Genomic DNA, 13,854 nt, shown 5'->3' with positions numbered 1-13,854 from the left:
TCTGGGGGCCCTTTCCTTCCAAGATCTCGGAGCGCGGCGGAACAGCGGCGGGACTCTTTCCCGGAACGCCCGATTGGTCGTACCCTTCGCCGGTGACCGACGGCGACGAGCAGCCTCCCGGCCGGACGACGGACGGCGACGAGCATCGTCCCGCCGTCGATGCCGTCGATGCCGTCGACAAGGCGAGCGCCGCCGACGCGGTCGCGGCCAACGTCAGCGCCAACGCCTGCGCTGACGACACCCGCGCCGAGACCGCCCGCGCGGCTGACGCCGGCGCCGACAGCGCCGAGGTGGACGCCGCCGTTGACACCATTGCACCGGCACCGGCACCGGCACCGGCACCGGACGCGGCGTCGTTGCCGCACCCCGTCGCGGTACCCGCGCCGTACCCCGTACCAATGGCGCACGTGGGCGAGCCGACGCGGGCGGTGCGGAAGCGGCGGCGCTGGCCGCTCTGGACCGCGCTCGGACTCGCGCTCGGCCTGGTGGCGGGCGCGGTGCCCGGCGTACTCCTGCGCGGGCCCGCGCCGGACGCGGCCGGACGGTCGGCCGCGAAGAGCGACCCGGGCACGGCGGCGCAGCGGCGGCTCGGCGAGCGGATGCTCGCGCTGCTGGACCGGCAGGCCACCGCGCTCGTCGGCGCCGACCGGGCCGGCTTCCTCGCCATCGCCGAACCGGCGGCACGGCCGGCCCTGAGCCGGCGGTACGCGGCGCTGCGGGCGCTGCGCGTCACCGTGTGGCGGCCGGCCGCCGACGGGGTGCCGGAGGCGGCCGACGGGCAGCCCGGACAGTGGCGGCAGACGATCACAGTGGGGTACTGCTTCGTGGCGCCGGACTGCGCGCCGAGCACTGTGGAGCTGGACGCGCGCTGGCGGCTGGTGGGGGAGGAGCCCCGGCTGACCGCGCTGGAACCGTCCGGCACGGACCCGGCCGGCGTCCGGCCGTGGCAGGCGAACGACCTGGCCGTGACGGTCGGGAAGCGGGTGGTGGTGGCCACCACCACCGCCCAGCGGAGCAAGCTGCCCGGCCTGCTCGCCCAGGCCGAGGCGGCCGCCCGGGTCGCGGACCGGTACGCGGTCGGCGACGCGCGGCCGGACCGGTATCTCGTCTACTACGCCGGGAAGACCGAGTGGCGGCGCTGGTACGGCGGTGGCCGGCCGAAGTGGACCGCCGGGTACGCGGTCGGCGTCGGCGGTGGACGCCACGACGTCGTGCTCAACGCCCAGACCGTCACCCCGGACGGCGTCGACGACCTGCTGCGGCACGAACTCACCCACGCCGCCTCGCTGCCCGACCGGGGGTACGCCGACCGCGCCGACTGGTGGCTGGTGGAGGGGCTGGCCGAGTACGCCGGGGCCGACGGCCAGCCGGTCCACCGCTACGAGGGACTGACCGAGGTGCGCGACCTGCTGCGCGGCGGCTGGTCCGGGCGGCTGGAGGCGGTGGCGCCGGAGGCGGACGCGAGTGACAGCCGGGTCGGCGGCGCCTACGGCGTCGGCTACCTGGCCGTGCGGCACCTGGTCGACCGCTACGGCGAGCAGCGGATGCTCGACTTCTACCGGGCCGTGGTGCACGAGCGGCGGTCACCGGCGCAGGCCGCCGACGAGGTGCTCGGCGACCCGTGGTCGATGCTGCACGACGAGTGCGTCGCGTACGTGCGGGCCGTCGTCGGCTGACACGTCGACGCCTGTCGACGGGGTCGTAGCATGGGCCGGGTGGCCCGCACTCCCTCGCCGCGGCTGCCCGCGGCCCGCCGCCCCCGTCTCGTCACCGCGCTGCTCGCCGTCGTCGCCCTGACCGGCACGACCGCCGCCTCCTGCGGCGACGACGCCCCGGCGGTGACTGTCGCCGAGGTGGGCCGCGCCCCGGTCAGCGAGGTGATCGACGCGCCGGCCACCGTGACCGCACGGGCCGCGGCCACGCTCACCGCGCCCGCCGACGGCACGCTCGCCAGCCTGCGGGTCGCCCCCGGCGCGCGGGTCAGCCGCGGGCAGGTGCTCGCGGTGATCGACTCGCCGTCCGCCCGGGAGCGCCTGGCGCAGGCCCGGGAGGCGCTGCGCGCGGCGAAGCGGGCCGGCCGGGGCACCGGCACCGGTGACCTGGGCGGCAGCCGGCGGGGCACCGACCGGGCCGCCGACGAGGCGTTCGCCGCCGCCCGCGCCGCCGCCGGCAAGGTCGGCGACCCGCAGGTACGCGCCGCGCTGCTGCTCCAGGTCTCCTCGGCGCAGCGGCAGTACGAGTCGGCCGCCCGGGCGGCCGACCGGGCCGTCGCCCAGGTGCAGCGCGGGGTCGCCGGGCTGAACAGCGCCGTCGGCGCGCTGTCGGCCGCGCAGCGACTCCAGGCCCAGCAGGCGTACGACCTGGCGAAGGCGACAGTGGACGCGTTGACGCTGCGCGCGCCGATCTCCGGTGTGGTGCAGCCGGGCGGCACCCGGGCGGCGGCGCCGGCCGACCTGGCCGGGCTGCTCGGTGCGGCCGGTGGCTCTGCGGTGCCCGGTCTCGACCCGTCGGCGTTCGGCGCGGGCGGGCAGGGCGGACCGCCGCCCGGCGTGGACGACGCGATCCCGGCCGGTGGCCGGGTCACCGCCGGCACGCCGGTGCTCACTGTGGTGGACACCGGCCGGCTCGGCCTGCTCGCCGAGGTGGACGAGACAGACGTGCTGCTGGTGCGGGCGGGGGTGCCCGCGTCGGTCGAGTTGGACGCGGTGACCGGCGCGACGTACGACGCCACTGTGCGGTCGGTGGACGTGCTGCCGACCAGTTCGGCGCGGGGTGGCGTCACCTACCGGGTCCGGCTCGACCTCGGTGCCGGACGAATGGGTGAGGCCGAGGCCGCTCCGGCGCCCCGCCCCGGCATGAACGCTGTGGTACGGCTGCGGGTGCGGGAGGCCGCCGACGCGGTGGCGGTGCCGGCGTCGGCGGTGTTCTCCGCCGACGGGCGGGACGCGGTCTGGGTGTTGCGGGACGGCCGGGCCGACCGGGTGCCGGTGACGGTGGGCGTGCAGGGGCAGGACCTGGTGCAGATCGTCGACGGCGTACGGGCCGGCGACCGGGTGGTGGTACGTGGCGCCGACCAGGTCCGCGACGGCCAGGAACTCCCGTGACCGAACCGGCGATCGAGGCGGTCGACGTCTGGCGCACGTACGAGTTGGACGGCGTCTCGGTGTCCGCGCTGCGCGGCGTGTCGCTCACCATCGACCAGGGCGAGTACGTGGCGGTGATCGGCCCGTCCGGCTCGGGCAAGTCGACGCTGATGCACCTGCTCGGCGGGCTGGACCGGCCCAGCGGCGGCCGGCTGGTGATCGGCGGCCGGGACGTCACCACGCTCACCGCCCCGGAGCTGGCGACGCTGCGCAACGAGACGATCGGCTTCGTGTTCCAGGCGTTCCACCTGCTGGCTCGTACGTCGGCGGTGGACAACGTGGCGCTGCCGCTTGTCTACCGGGGCGTCGGGGCGCGGCAGCGGCGGGAGCGGGCGGCGGCGATGCTGGGCCGGGTCGGTCTCGGCCACCGGCTGCACCACCGGCCCAACCAGCTCTCCGGCGGCGAGCAGCAGCGGGTGGCGATCGCCCGCGCGCTGGTCACCGAACCGGCGGTGCTGCTCGCCGACGAGCCGACCGGCAATCTGGACAGTGCCACCGGCGAGGCGGTGCTGGAGCTGCTGGAACAGCTGAACGCCGAGTCCGGGGTGGCGCTGGTGATGGTGACCCACGACCAGGAGGTGGCCGCCCGGGCGCGCCGGCGGATCGCGGTGCGGGACGGCCTGATCCGCTCGGACAGCGCTCATGATCGACCGCCGTCGGACGGCTCCGGCGTACCTGCGACACTGGACCCCGCTCCCAGCGCGGAGCCCCGGTCCGTGTCCGGAAGCGGCCCGGGGCACCCGCCCGGTGGCTCCGGTGGCGCCGCCGGTGCCACCGGGCGCCTTCCGCGGCCCGGGGAGCGCCCTCGCGCCGAGCAGCGCCGTCCGCGGTCCGGCGGGGACGCGGGATGAGGCTGGCCGAGGCGTGGCGGGTGGCGTGGGACGCGCTGCGGGCCAACCGGCTGCGCAGCGTGCTGACCATGCTCGGGGTGATCATCGGGGTGGCCTCGGTGGTGATCCTGGTGGCCATCGGCACCGGCACCAAACAGCAGGTCGAGCAGCAGGTCGAGGGGCTCGGCTCGAACCTGCTGCTGGTGGTGCCGGGCCGGATCGAGGTGGGCAACGCGCCGGTGGTCTCGCCGCTGGACCTCAGCGACGCCGACGCCGTCTCCCGGGTGGTCGGCGACCCCGGCCGGGTCGCGGTGACAGTGGCCTCCGGCGCGACCGCCCGGGCCGGCAACCGGTCCGACTTCACCACCGTGCAGGGGGTGCTGGAGACCACCCCGTCGGTGTTCACCAGGTCGCTGTCGCGGGGCCGCTACCTGACCGGGGCGGACGTCGACACCAGCCGCCGGGTGGCGGTGCTCGGCGACTCGGTGGCCCGGGCGCTGTTTCCCGACCGGGACCCGCTCGGTCAGCAGGTCACGCTGGCCGGCGTGCGGTTCCGGGTGATCGGCGTCTTCGCGCCGCTCGGGCAGAGCCTCGGCGTGGACCGGGACGACGAGGTGCACGTACCGGTGACGGCGGCGCAACGGCTGTGGGGCACCCAGCGCATCGACGGCATCGCGGTGAAGGCGCCGGACCGGGAGCGGATCGACGAACTCGGCGAGCGGATCGTCGCGGAGCTGTCCCGCCGGCACCCGGACACCGAGTTCAGCGCCGTCACCCAGCGGCAGATCCTCGGCGTGCTCGGCGACATCCTGGGCGTGCTCACCGGTGTGCTGGCCGCCATCGCGGGCATCTCGCTGCTGGTGGGCGGCGTCGGCGTGTCCAACATCATGCTGGTCTCGGTACGCGAGCGGACCCGCGAGATCGGCCTGCGCAAGGCGGTCGGCGCGCGTCCCCGGGACATCGGCGTGCAGTTCCTGCTGGAGGCGGTGCTGCTCACCTCGGTGGGCGGCCTGACCGGGATGGCGCTGGGCGTGGGCACCGCGCTGCTCGTCGACGCGTTCTCCCCGATCCCGGCGGCGATCACCTGGTGGTCGCTGGCGCTGGCGTTCGGCGTCTCCGCGGCGGTCGGCATCGTCTTCGGCGTGGTGCCGGCGCAGCGGGCCGGCCGGCTCGACCCGGTGGTGGCGCTGCGCGCGGAGTAGGCGTTACGGACGAGACACCCGTCCGGGCGAAAAACCCCTGGTGGACATCGGGTGAACGGCTGTCCCGCCATGATCAAAGGGTGGAAGGGATCGCGCAGGTCACAGCCGTCCCGCTACCGTACTGGTTACACGCGCGTCGCTCGTCGAGGCGGAAGCACCTGCCCGGTGACACGCGCCGGGCACGGGAATGGGTCGGTGAGCCATGGCCGGGTCGCAGTCCGACGCACGGCTGTCGGATGTCAGGTTCCTGACCGTCGCCGAGGTGGCGACGGTCATGCGGGTCTCCAAGATGACTGTCTATCGTCTCGTGCACAGCGGTGAGCTGACCGCGGTGCGGGTCGGCCGCTCGTTCCGGGTGCCCGAGCACGCCGTGCACGAATACCTCCGGGGCGCCTTCCAGGAGTCCGCCTGAGCACTCGGCGGGCCGGTCCGCCGAGTGCGACGAAAAGGGGCATCGACGGGGGCGCGTTGGTCCTGCTGACGCACTCCGGTTAGGCTGGACCACGACCGTGATCGCCCTCTGGTGTGCCCTGCCCACCACGCTGGTCCGGTCCGTTGTCCGCAAGCGGTCAAGACGCCACCGGCGGTGGTGTCTTCCGGTCCGCCCCGAACGTTGCATCGAAAGGCTGTCGTATGGGCTCGGTGGTCAAGAAGCGCCGCAAGCGCATGGCTAAGAAGAAGCACCGCAAGCTGCTGCGCAAGACCCGCGTCCAGCGTCGCCGTCTCGGCAAGTGACCGGGGCCGGGCACTGGCCCGGCACCCGGCACCACTTGCCAACTGTCGACCCTCGGAGGCTCAGGTGATCAGGCCGTGGACGTCCCGGCTCGATCCCGCCTGCCGCGCAAGGCGCACGACATGACCCCCGGTGACACCTCCGGTGCCCCGGGGGTCGTCGTCGTGACCGGGGTCGGTCGCTGGCTCGGCGCGCACGTCGCCGCGCGGCTCGCCGCCGACCCGCGGATCGAGCGGGTCATCGGGGTCGATCCGGCGCCGCCCAACCCCGAGCTGGCCGACCTGCTCACCGACGTGGAACGGGTCCGTCTCGACCTCGACTCGCTCGGCGGTCTCCTGGCCGACCTCGACGTCGACGCCGTGGTGCACCTCGCGCTCGTCACCTCCCCCGACCCGCAGCAGGGCGGCCGGTCGGCGATGAAGGAACAGAACGTCATCGGCACGATGCAGATGCTCGCCGCCGCGCAGCGCGCGCCCCGGCTGCGCAAGCTCGTGGTCCGCTCGTCCACCGCCGCGTACGGGGTGTCGTTCCGCGATCCGGCCGTCTTCACCGAGGAGACCGAGCCGCGCGAGGTGCCGCGCGGCGGTTTCGGCCGCGACATACTCGACATCGAGGGGTACGTCCGCGGGTTCCGCCGCCGCCGGCCCGACGTCACCGCGACCGTGCTGCGCTTCGCGCCGTTCATCGGGTACGCCGCCGACACCACGCTCACCCGCTACTTCTCCCAGCCGGTGGTGCCCACCGTCTTCGGCCGTGACCCGCGCCTGCAGTTCGTGCACTTCGACGACGCGCTGGAGGTGCTGCACCGGTCGGTCGCCGAGGACCACCCGGGCACGTACAACGTCGCCGGGCCGGGCGTGCTGTCGCTGTCGCAGGCGATCCGCCGGGCCGGCCGGGTGGCGGTGCCGGTGCTGGAACCGGGCCTGGCCGGGGTCGCCGCGATCGCCCGTAGCCTGGGCTTCGGCCGGTACGGCCTGGACCAGGTGGACCTGTTCGTGCACGGCCGGGTGGTGGACACCAGCCGGCTGGAGCGGGAGTTCGGCTTCACGCCCCGCTCGACCGCCGCCGCGTTCGAGGACTTCATCCGCGCCCACCACGGCGGCGTCGTGGTGACCCGGGACCAGTTGGCCGCGGCCGAGCGGTTGGTGCTGGAGAGTATCCGGCAGGTCCGCTCGACCGTACGGGAGCGTTCGTGACCAGCCCGGAGGAGCGGCGCGACGCGCGCTACGACGTACCGCTGGACGTGCCCGGGCCGGGCGCGGAGCCGGCACGGCGCAACGGACACCGCCGGGTGACCGCGCCGTCCGCCCGCCCGGCCGCGCCGGTCGAGCCGGACACCTCCGCCGACGAGCCCGGCACCCCGGCCGGGTCGGCCGCCCCGGGTCCGGCCGCGCACCGCCCGACGGCCGAGAAGACGGTGGCCAAGAAGACCGTGGCCAAGAAGACGGTCGCGAAGAAGGCCGTGGCGAAGAAGGCCGTGGCCGGCGACGCGCCGGCCGGTGACACGCCGCCCGGACCGGCGGTGGCCGACCGGCCGGGCGACCACTGGGACCGCAAGGTGGCCCAGGGCCTGGCGTTCCTGCGGCGGCGGCTCGCCGGTGACTACGAGGTCGACGAGTTCGGCTTCGACCCCGACCTGACCGACGCGGTTGTCCACCCGCTGGTCCGGCTGCTCTACCGGGACTGGTTCCGCACCGAGGTCAGCGGCATCGAGCACGTACCGGCCGAGGGCGCGGGCCTGGTCGTGGGCAACCACTCCGGCACCGTGGCGCTCGACGCGCTGATCCTCTCCACCGCGCTGCACGACCGGCACCCGGCGCGCCGCTACCTGCGGCTGCTCGGCGCCGACCTGGTCTTCCGGATGCCCGTCGTCTCCGAGATAGCCCGCAAGACCGGCGGCACCGTCGCCTGCAACCCGGACGCGGAGCGGCTGCTCGGCAACGGCGAACTGGTGGGCGTGTTCCCGGAGGGCTTCAAGGGGGTCGGCAAGCTCTACTCCGACCGCTACAAGCTCCAGCGCTTCGGCCGGGGCGGATTCGTCTCCGCCGCGCTGCGCACCGGCACGCCGATCGTGCCGGTCGCGATCGTCGGCGGCGAGGAGATCTACCCGATGCTCGCCGACATCAAGCCCCTCGCGCGGCTGCTCAAACTGCCGTACTTCCCGGTCACGCCGACGTTCCCCTGGCTCGGGCCGCTGGGCATGGTGCCGCTGCCGAGCAAGTGGCTGATCGAGTTCTGCCCGCCGATCCCGACCGCGCACCTGCGTGACTCCGCCGACGACCCGCTCGTGGTGTTCAACCTCGCCGACCAGGTGCGGGAGACGATCCAGCAGACGCTGCACAAGCTGCTCGAACGCCGCCCCGACCCGTTCGGGCCCTGAGCGAACGCGCGCCGGCTCAGGCCTCGCGGTGGCGGCGCCGGTGCAGCGCCAGTCCGGCCGTGACCGCGCCGGCCAGCAGCCCGGCGGCGGCGGTGGAGGGCACGGCGATGCGTACGGCCCGCCGCCCGGTGCGGAAGTCGCGCACGTCCCAGCCCCGCTCGCGGGCCTGCCGCAGCAGCGCCGGATCGGGATTCACCGCGACCGCACGGCCGACGGCGGAGAGCATCGGCAGGTCGTTCGCCGAGTCGCTGTAGGCCGCGCAGCGGGCCAGGTCCAGCCCTTCCACGGCGGCGAGCTGGGTCACCGCCTCGGCCTTCGCCGGCCCGTGCATCAGGTCACCGACCAGCCGCCCGGTGTACGCGCCGTCGACCACCTCGGCCACCGTGCCGATCGCGCCGGTAAGGCCGAGCCGGGCGGCGATCACCCGGCCGATCTCCACCGGGGCGGCGCTGACCAGCCAGACCCGCTCGCCCGCGTCGAGGTGACGCTGGGCGAGGCGGCGGGTGCCGGCCCAGATGCGCGGGGCCATCAGCTCGTCGAAGATCTCGTCGGCGAGACGCTCGATGTCGTCCACCCGCCAGCCCTGCACGAACGCGAGCGCTGCCTCCTTGGCCTGGGACATGTCGCCCGCGTGCTCGGTGGCGAGCAGCCGGAACCGGGCCTGCTGCCAGGCGAAACGGGCCAGGTCACCGGTGGTGAAGTACTTCCGGGCGGCCAGCCCGCGGGCGAACCAGTAGATCGAGGCGCCCTGCATCATCGTGTTGTCCACGTCGAAGAAGGCGGCGGCGGTGGGGTCCGGCGGGATCGTGGTCGCGGGCGCCGACGGGGCCTCCGACCAGCCCGTGGTGTGCCCGTGCGCGTCGGTGCTGACGGTCACCTTCCGGGTTCCGGCCACGGTGACCTCCCTGCCTCGACGACCGCGTACGCCCTCCGCGTCGAGCGTATCCGGCACGGTGTGACGGGTGGGTGTCCGCCGGGAGAAGTGTGGCGCGGTCGGCGTACGCGCTCAGCGGTCGGCCGGGCAGGCCGCCGGGGCGGGCCCGAGCGCGTCGCTGGCCTGCGGCGCGGGCAGTCCGCAGGCGATCGCCTCGCGCAGCGCGTCGGCGCGCTTGCCGGCCGCGTCGAGCAGCGCCAGCGAGCGGCGGGTGCGGTCCCGCTCGGCGTGGTCGGGCCGGTCCAGCAGGCCGCTGACCACCCGGCGCTGGCCGGCCAGGAACGTGTCCACCGCGTCCAGCGCCACCGGGTCGGAACGCTGCGCCGCGACCGTGGTCAGCAGGCGTACGCCCTGGCGGGTGTCCGCGTCCATGTCGTCCAGGACGGCGCTGAAACCGAGCCGGTCGCCGCGCACCGAGGCGGCCTCGTCCAGCCGGGTGCGGGCGAAGTCGAGGAAGAGCTGCCCACGGCTGATGTCCGAGCTGGCGAGCGCGAGCTGGGCGCGCTCGGTGGAGCGCTTCATGCCGTACAGGGCGTCACCGGGCAGCGCGTTCTCGCTGGCGGCGGAGATGCCGGAGAGGGCGACCGCGCCGGCGGCCACGCCGACCAGGATCGCGCCCCGGGCCCGCGCCCGGCGTCCGGTGATCGCGGGCAGCAGCGTTCCGCGTACCCCGGTGGTGGTCTTGGCCGGAGTGCCGACGCCCTCACGTTCGGCGGTGGCCACGAGCATCGCCCGCAGTCCGGTGCGGAACTCGGCGTCCACCTCGACGTCGGGCCGTTCGGCGCTGAGCCGGCGGCTCACCTCGACGAGCGCGGTGAGTTCACCGTCCGCCTTGGACCGGACGTGGTGCCGGCGTCCGCCGTTGGCCTCGTCGAGGAGTTGCGCGAAGCGCTCGGCCCGCCGACGGGAGAAGAGGTCGCTGTCCACCGCGGCACCCCCTCTCGCTGGTCACGGCCGGGCGGCCGTCGTCGTCACCAGCGACCGGTGGCAGCGTGTGGCACCGAGTCGACCGGAACGGCCGACCCGACCCGCCGGACCGGGTGGCCCGGGGGACGCCGGGACAACCACTGGTCGCACCCGGAGAAACGGACCGCGCCGGTCGCCGGTTACGGCTGGGACGGCGGCGAAATCACCAAGAGTGATCGGCCTGCGTGGGGCGTCGGGCACGCGACAGCGCCCGGCGGTGGCGCCGGTGAGGAAACGGGACGGTGGCTGCCGGTCAGGAGTGGAAGCCGTCGGGCAGCAGGCGGGCCAGGGCCCGTACCGCGCGGTACTGGAGGGCCTTGATGGCGCCCTCGTTCTTGCCCATGGCACGGGCCGTCTCGGCCACCGAGAAGCCCTGGAGGAACCGCAGCACGATGCACTCCTGCTGCTCCGGGTTGAGCTGCTTGACGGCGGTGAGCAGGGCGACGTTGGTGATGTGCTCCACCACCGCCGCCTCCGGGCTGCCCTCCGGACCGCGGTCCTCCCGGTCGGCGTCGAGGACGTCGCCGGTGGTCACCTCCAGCCGGTAGCGCCCCGACTTGAAGTGGTCGGCGACCAGGTTGCGGGCGATGGTGACCAGCCAGGCGCCGAGGTCGCGCCCCTGCCAAGTGAAGCTGCCGATCCGCTTGAGCGCGCGCAGGAACGTGTCGGAGGTGAGGTCCTCGGCGAGCTGGCGGTTGCCGACCCGGAAGTAGACGAACCGGAAGACGGTGTCGACGTACCTGTCGTAGATCAGGCCGAACGCCTCGGACTCGCCGGCCTGCGCGCGTTCGACGAGCGTCCACACCTCGGTGGCCGGGTCGGACGGGTCGGGGCGGCTGGGGAATCCGGTGGCGGGCGTGGCGGCCGGCACGGCGGGCAGGACGGCGGTGTCGCCTGTGGTCACCGCCGGCAGGATCGCGGTCTCCGCGGCGGACGGCTCCGCGCCGGTGGCCGCGTCACCGCGCCGGGCCTGCGCCGGCATGGTCGGGCGGGCCGGGCTGCCGAGGCGGCCGGCCGCGGGTTTCGCGTTGCCGCCGGGCGTCGCGGGACGCGCCGGCGCCTCGTTCGTGTGGTGCGCGCGGCTGCGTACGCGCCGCCCCTCGCCGCGTACCGCGAGCTGGCTCTCGGCGCTGCGTGGAGGCGGGTCCGCGCGCTCGTTGAGCGGGTTGCGCTGGGTCGGGCCGGTGACGCCGGCCGGCCGTTCGGCGTAACCGAAGGTGGTCACCGCGCCTCCCCGGTCCGAGTGGGCAGCGACCGCACCGGGCGCCACTGTGGTGCCGGGGGACCGGGTGGAACCCGGCCGGGCGCGGCCGGGTCGGGACGTGCCGACGGGCGGCAGATCCCCTTGAGGTGCTGGTCCAATGCGCTGACGGGCACGGGGGCCTCCTCGGGCTGAGGGGTGTCGACTCACGGCAAATGGGGTGAGCCGACCCGAGTGATGATAGGGCCAACGTCACCCACGCGTGGCAAGTCCGTTACACAGAGCGGAAGTATTTCCCGCCGGATCGCACGAATGGCGGACCCGTTGTCCGTCGCGTGTGGTTGACTTTCGCGCCGGATCGTGGTCCGCAGTGGAAAGTCCTGGTCGGAGCAGATTTTCTTTCCGCTCGGCGTGTCGCGAGGGCGGCTCGCACGGGTCGCCCCGGGTCGCTCGGCTCGTGCCGCTGGAGATCGTTATCCCGCGCTCGGGAATCCCACCGTACTGCATTCCCAGTCCCGTGTGGCGGACCCGGTGCCGTGTCCGGGCATGGTCCGGCGGACGCCGCTGTGCCAGACTCAGCCACCGTGCAGGACGCCGCCGAAAGCTCCGCGCCGAACCTCGCCGACCGGCTCCGCCGGGCCGCCACCGAACGGGGCGACCGGGCCGCGCTGCGCTGGCGCGAGCGGACGCTCACCTGGTCCGAGCTGGACGACGCGGTCACCGCCACCGCCCGCGCGCTGCTCGCCGACGCGCCGCCGGCCGCCGGACCGGGACATCCGCCCCGGGTGGCTGTCGCGTTCGGCAACACCCCGGACTTCGTGGTCACCTACCTCGCCGCGCTCCGGGCCGGCCTGATCGCCGTACCGGTCAACCCCGCGCTCACCGCCCGCGAGCTGCGGCACGTGCTCACCGACTCCGGCGCGACGGTGCTGGTCGGCGCCCCCGAGGTGACCGCCCGGGTGAACCGCGCCGAGCTGCCCGGGCTGCGCGCCGTGCACACCGCGCCGCCGGTACGCGGCGACACCGGGCCGGACGGGTTCCCGGCCCGCGCCGGCGACGACCTCGCCGTCCTGCTCTACACCTCCGGCACCGAGGGACGGCCCAAGGGCGCGATGCTGTCGCACCGCGCGCTCGCCGCCAACCACGACCAGACCGACCGGATCGAGCCGCCGGTGGTCGGCCCCGACGACGTCGTGCTGCTCGCCCTTCCGCTGTTCCACGCGTACGGGCTGAACACGGTGCTCGGCGCCGTGGTGCGGCACGGCGCGACGGGTGTGCTCGTCGACGAGCCCGGCCCGTCCGGGGCGCTGGACGAGATCGCCCGGCACCGGGTCACGGTGCTCGTCGGCGTACCGTCGATGTTCCTGACCTGGGCCGAGGCGGAGCGTGACCCGGCCGCGGCGCTCGCCTCGGTGCGCGTCGCGGTGTGCGGCGCGGCGCCGCTGCCGCCGGCCGTCGGGGCGCGCTTCACCGAGCTGACCGGGCACCCGGTGCACGTCGGCTACGGGCTCACCGAGACCGCGCCGGTGCTCACGTCGACACTCGTCGGCGGCGAGCCGAAACCCGGCTCGATCGGCCGTCCGCTGCCCGGCGTCGAGCTGCGCCTGACCGGGGCCGACGGCGTCGAGCTGTGGCGCGACGGAGTGCCAGCCGACGCCCCCGACGAGGACGAGATGGACCTCTCCGACGAGCTGGCCGGCACCGACCCCGGGCAGATCATGGTACGCGGGGAGAACCTGTTCGCCGGTTACTGGCCGGCCGGGCGGGGCGGGCCGGACCCGGACGGCTGGTGGGCCACCGGCGACGTCGCGTACGCCGACGGCGACGGCGACCTGTTCCTGGTCGACCGGCTCGGCGAGCTGATCCTGGTAAACGGCTTCAACGTCTACCCGCACGAGGTGGAGCTGGTGCTCCAGGCGCACCCCGGGGTGGCCGAGTCGGCGGTCCTCGGCGTGCCGCACCCGCGGACCGGCGAGACTGTGCGGGCGTACGTGGTCCGGGCGGCCGGTCCGCCGGTGACGGCTGACGACCTGCTCGCCCACTGCGCGCGTAACCTGGCCCGGTTCAAGTGCCCGACCGCCGTCGAGTTCGTCGACAGCCTGCCGTACTCGGCGATCGGGAAGGTGCGCAAGACCGAGCTGCGCCCGGCGCCCGTGGTGCCGTCGCCGGCGTCGCCGACCGAGATCCGCACGGAGGTATCCGATGTCCAGTGACCCGAGGCTCATCCTGATCACCCGGCCCGGCTGCCACCTGTGCGACGACGCGAAGGCCGCGCTCGACCGGGTGGTCGCGGTCACCGGCGACCGGTGGGTGGAGCGGGACGTCACCGGCGACCTGGAGATGGAGCGCGACTACGGCGACCGGCTGCCGGTGGTGCTGCTCGACGGCAAGGAACACGGCTACTGGCGGGTCGAGGAGGACCGGCTGCTGCGCGACCTGACCACGCCGCAGCTCTAGCCTTAGAG

General features: G+C 74.9%; 13 protein-coding genes. 10 read left to right on the top strand and 3 right to left on the bottom strand.

What is annotated here, in order from left to right; all coding sequences use genetic code 11:
* Nucleotides 1-92: 92 nt before the first annotated feature.
* The 8 genes from HA073_RS28200 to HA073_RS28165 all read left to right on the top strand — a co-directional run bounded on the left by HA073_RS28200 (nucleotide 93) and on the right by HA073_RS28165 (nucleotide 8,288).
* Nucleotides 93-1,676, top strand: a complete 1,584-nt coding sequence (locus HA073_RS28200; protein WP_166457677.1) for a hypothetical protein — start codon at nucleotides 93-95, stop codon at nucleotides 1,674-1,676.
* 30 nt (nucleotides 1,677-1,706) lie between these two features.
* Nucleotides 1,707-3,104, top strand: coding sequence for an efflux RND transporter periplasmic adaptor subunit (locus HA073_RS28195; RefSeq protein ID WP_166457676.1), 1,398 nt, complete (start codon nucleotides 1,707-1,709; stop codon nucleotides 3,102-3,104).
* Nucleotides 3,101-3,994 carry an ABC transporter ATP-binding protein gene (locus HA073_RS28190; protein ID WP_166457675.1) on the top strand — a complete coding sequence of 298 codons (894 nt, stop codon included), beginning with the start codon at nucleotides 3,101-3,103 and terminating at the stop codon, nucleotides 3,992-3,994. Before HA073_RS28195 ends, HA073_RS28190 begins: the two co-directional genes overlap by 4 nt.
* Nucleotides 3,991-5,175 carry an ABC transporter permease gene (locus HA073_RS28185; RefSeq protein ID WP_043328082.1) on the top strand — a complete coding sequence of 395 codons (1,185 nt, stop codon included), beginning with the start codon at nucleotides 3,991-3,993 and terminating at the stop codon, nucleotides 5,173-5,175. The genes HA073_RS28190 and HA073_RS28185 overlap by 4 nt, the downstream gene beginning before the upstream one ends.
* Before the next feature lie 202 nt (nucleotides 5,176-5,377).
* Nucleotides 5,378-5,587 carry a helix-turn-helix domain-containing protein gene (locus HA073_RS28180; RefSeq protein ID WP_013288759.1) on the top strand — a complete coding sequence of 70 codons (210 nt, stop codon included), beginning with the start codon at nucleotides 5,378-5,380 and terminating at the stop codon, nucleotides 5,585-5,587.
* Between the two features lie 221 nt (nucleotides 5,588-5,808).
* Nucleotides 5,809-5,910 carry a 30S ribosomal protein bS22 gene (locus HA073_RS28175; RefSeq protein ID WP_007465623.1) on the top strand — a complete coding sequence of 34 codons (102 nt, stop codon included), beginning with the start codon at nucleotides 5,809-5,811 and terminating at the stop codon, nucleotides 5,908-5,910.
* Nucleotides 5,911-6,030: 120 nt separating this feature from the next.
* Nucleotides 6,031-7,104 (top strand): NAD-dependent epimerase/dehydratase family protein, encoded by a 1,074-nt coding sequence (locus tag HA073_RS28170; protein WP_064446676.1) that lies wholly within the window; start codon nucleotides 6,031-6,033, stop codon nucleotides 7,102-7,104.
* A 281-nt stretch (nucleotides 7,105-7,385) separates the two neighbouring features.
* Nucleotides 7,386-8,288 carry a lysophospholipid acyltransferase family protein gene (locus HA073_RS28165; protein ID WP_051611579.1) on the top strand — a complete coding sequence of 301 codons (903 nt, stop codon included), beginning with the start codon at nucleotides 7,386-7,388 and terminating at the stop codon, nucleotides 8,286-8,288.
* 16 nt (nucleotides 8,289-8,304) lie between these two features.
* On the opposite strand, the gene HA073_RS28160 is transcribed toward HA073_RS28165, so the two are convergent.
* From HA073_RS28160 to HA073_RS28150, 3 genes are all read right to left on the bottom strand, one after another.
* Nucleotides 8,305-9,183 carry an HAD family phosphatase gene (locus tag HA073_RS28160; RefSeq protein WP_043328083.1) on the bottom strand — a complete coding sequence of 293 codons (879 nt, stop codon included), beginning with the start codon at nucleotides 9,181-9,183 and terminating at the stop codon, nucleotides 8,305-8,307.
* A gap of 111 nt (nucleotides 9,184-9,294) precedes the next feature.
* The gene (locus HA073_RS28155) at nucleotides 9,295-10,149 is read right to left on the bottom strand and encodes a DUF5667 domain-containing protein (RefSeq protein ID WP_064446675.1); all 855 of its coding nucleotides are present in this window, start codon (nucleotides 10,147-10,149) and stop codon (nucleotides 9,295-9,297) included.
* Nucleotides 10,150-10,441: 292 nt separating this feature from the next.
* Nucleotides 10,442-11,413, bottom strand: coding sequence for an ECF subfamily RNA polymerase sigma factor, BldN family (locus tag HA073_RS28150; protein WP_043328086.1), 972 nt, complete (start codon nucleotides 11,411-11,413; stop codon nucleotides 10,442-10,444).
* A gap of 512 nt (nucleotides 11,414-11,925) precedes the next feature.
* Here HA073_RS28150 and HA073_RS28145 point away from each other — a divergent pair.
* Together HA073_RS28145 and HA073_RS28140 are read left to right on the top strand one after the other, a co-directional pair.
* Entirely contained in the window at nucleotides 11,926-13,602 is a 1,677-nt protein-coding gene (locus HA073_RS28145; protein ID WP_166457674.1) for an AMP-binding protein, read from the top strand.
* Nucleotides 13,592-13,846, top strand: coding sequence for a glutaredoxin family protein (locus HA073_RS28140; protein WP_013288752.1), 255 nt, complete (start codon nucleotides 13,592-13,594; stop codon nucleotides 13,844-13,846). The genes HA073_RS28145 and HA073_RS28140 overlap by 11 nt, the downstream gene beginning before the upstream one ends.
* The last annotated feature ends 8 nt before the right edge of the window (nucleotides 13,847-13,854 follow it).

It is taken from the genome of Micromonospora sp. CMU55-4 (assembly GCF_011602315.1).
GTDB lineage: Bacteria > Actinomycetota > Actinomycetes > Mycobacteriales > Micromonosporaceae > Micromonospora > Micromonospora chalcea.
The sequence above is the reverse complement of the archived record's forward strand: the minus strand, read 5'-3'. Positions and strand labels throughout refer to the sequence as shown.

Excerpts from the sequence above, each read along its gene's own strand:
- HA073_RS28195 (WP_166457676.1), top strand. The coding sequence starts at position 1,707 with ATGGGCCGGGTGGCCCGCACTCCCTCGCCGCGGCTGCCCGCGGCCCGC.
- HA073_RS28180 (WP_013288759.1), top strand. The coding sequence starts at position 5,378 with ATGGCCGGGTCGCAGTCCGACGCACGGCTGTCGGATGTCAGGTTCCTG.
- HA073_RS28140 (WP_013288752.1), top strand. The coding sequence starts at position 13,592 with ATGTCCAGTGACCCGAGGCTCATCCTGATCACCCGGCCCGGCTGCCAC.
- HA073_RS28185 (WP_043328082.1), top strand. The coding sequence starts at position 3,991 with ATGAGGCTGGCCGAGGCGTGGCGGGTGGCGTGGGACGCGCTGCGGGCC.
- HA073_RS28170 (WP_064446676.1), top strand. The coding sequence starts at position 6,031 with ATGACCCCCGGTGACACCTCCGGTGCCCCGGGGGTCGTCGTCGTGACC.
- HA073_RS28175 (WP_007465623.1), top strand. The coding sequence starts at position 5,809 with ATGGGCTCGGTGGTCAAGAAGCGCCGCAAGCGCATGGCTAAGAAGAAG.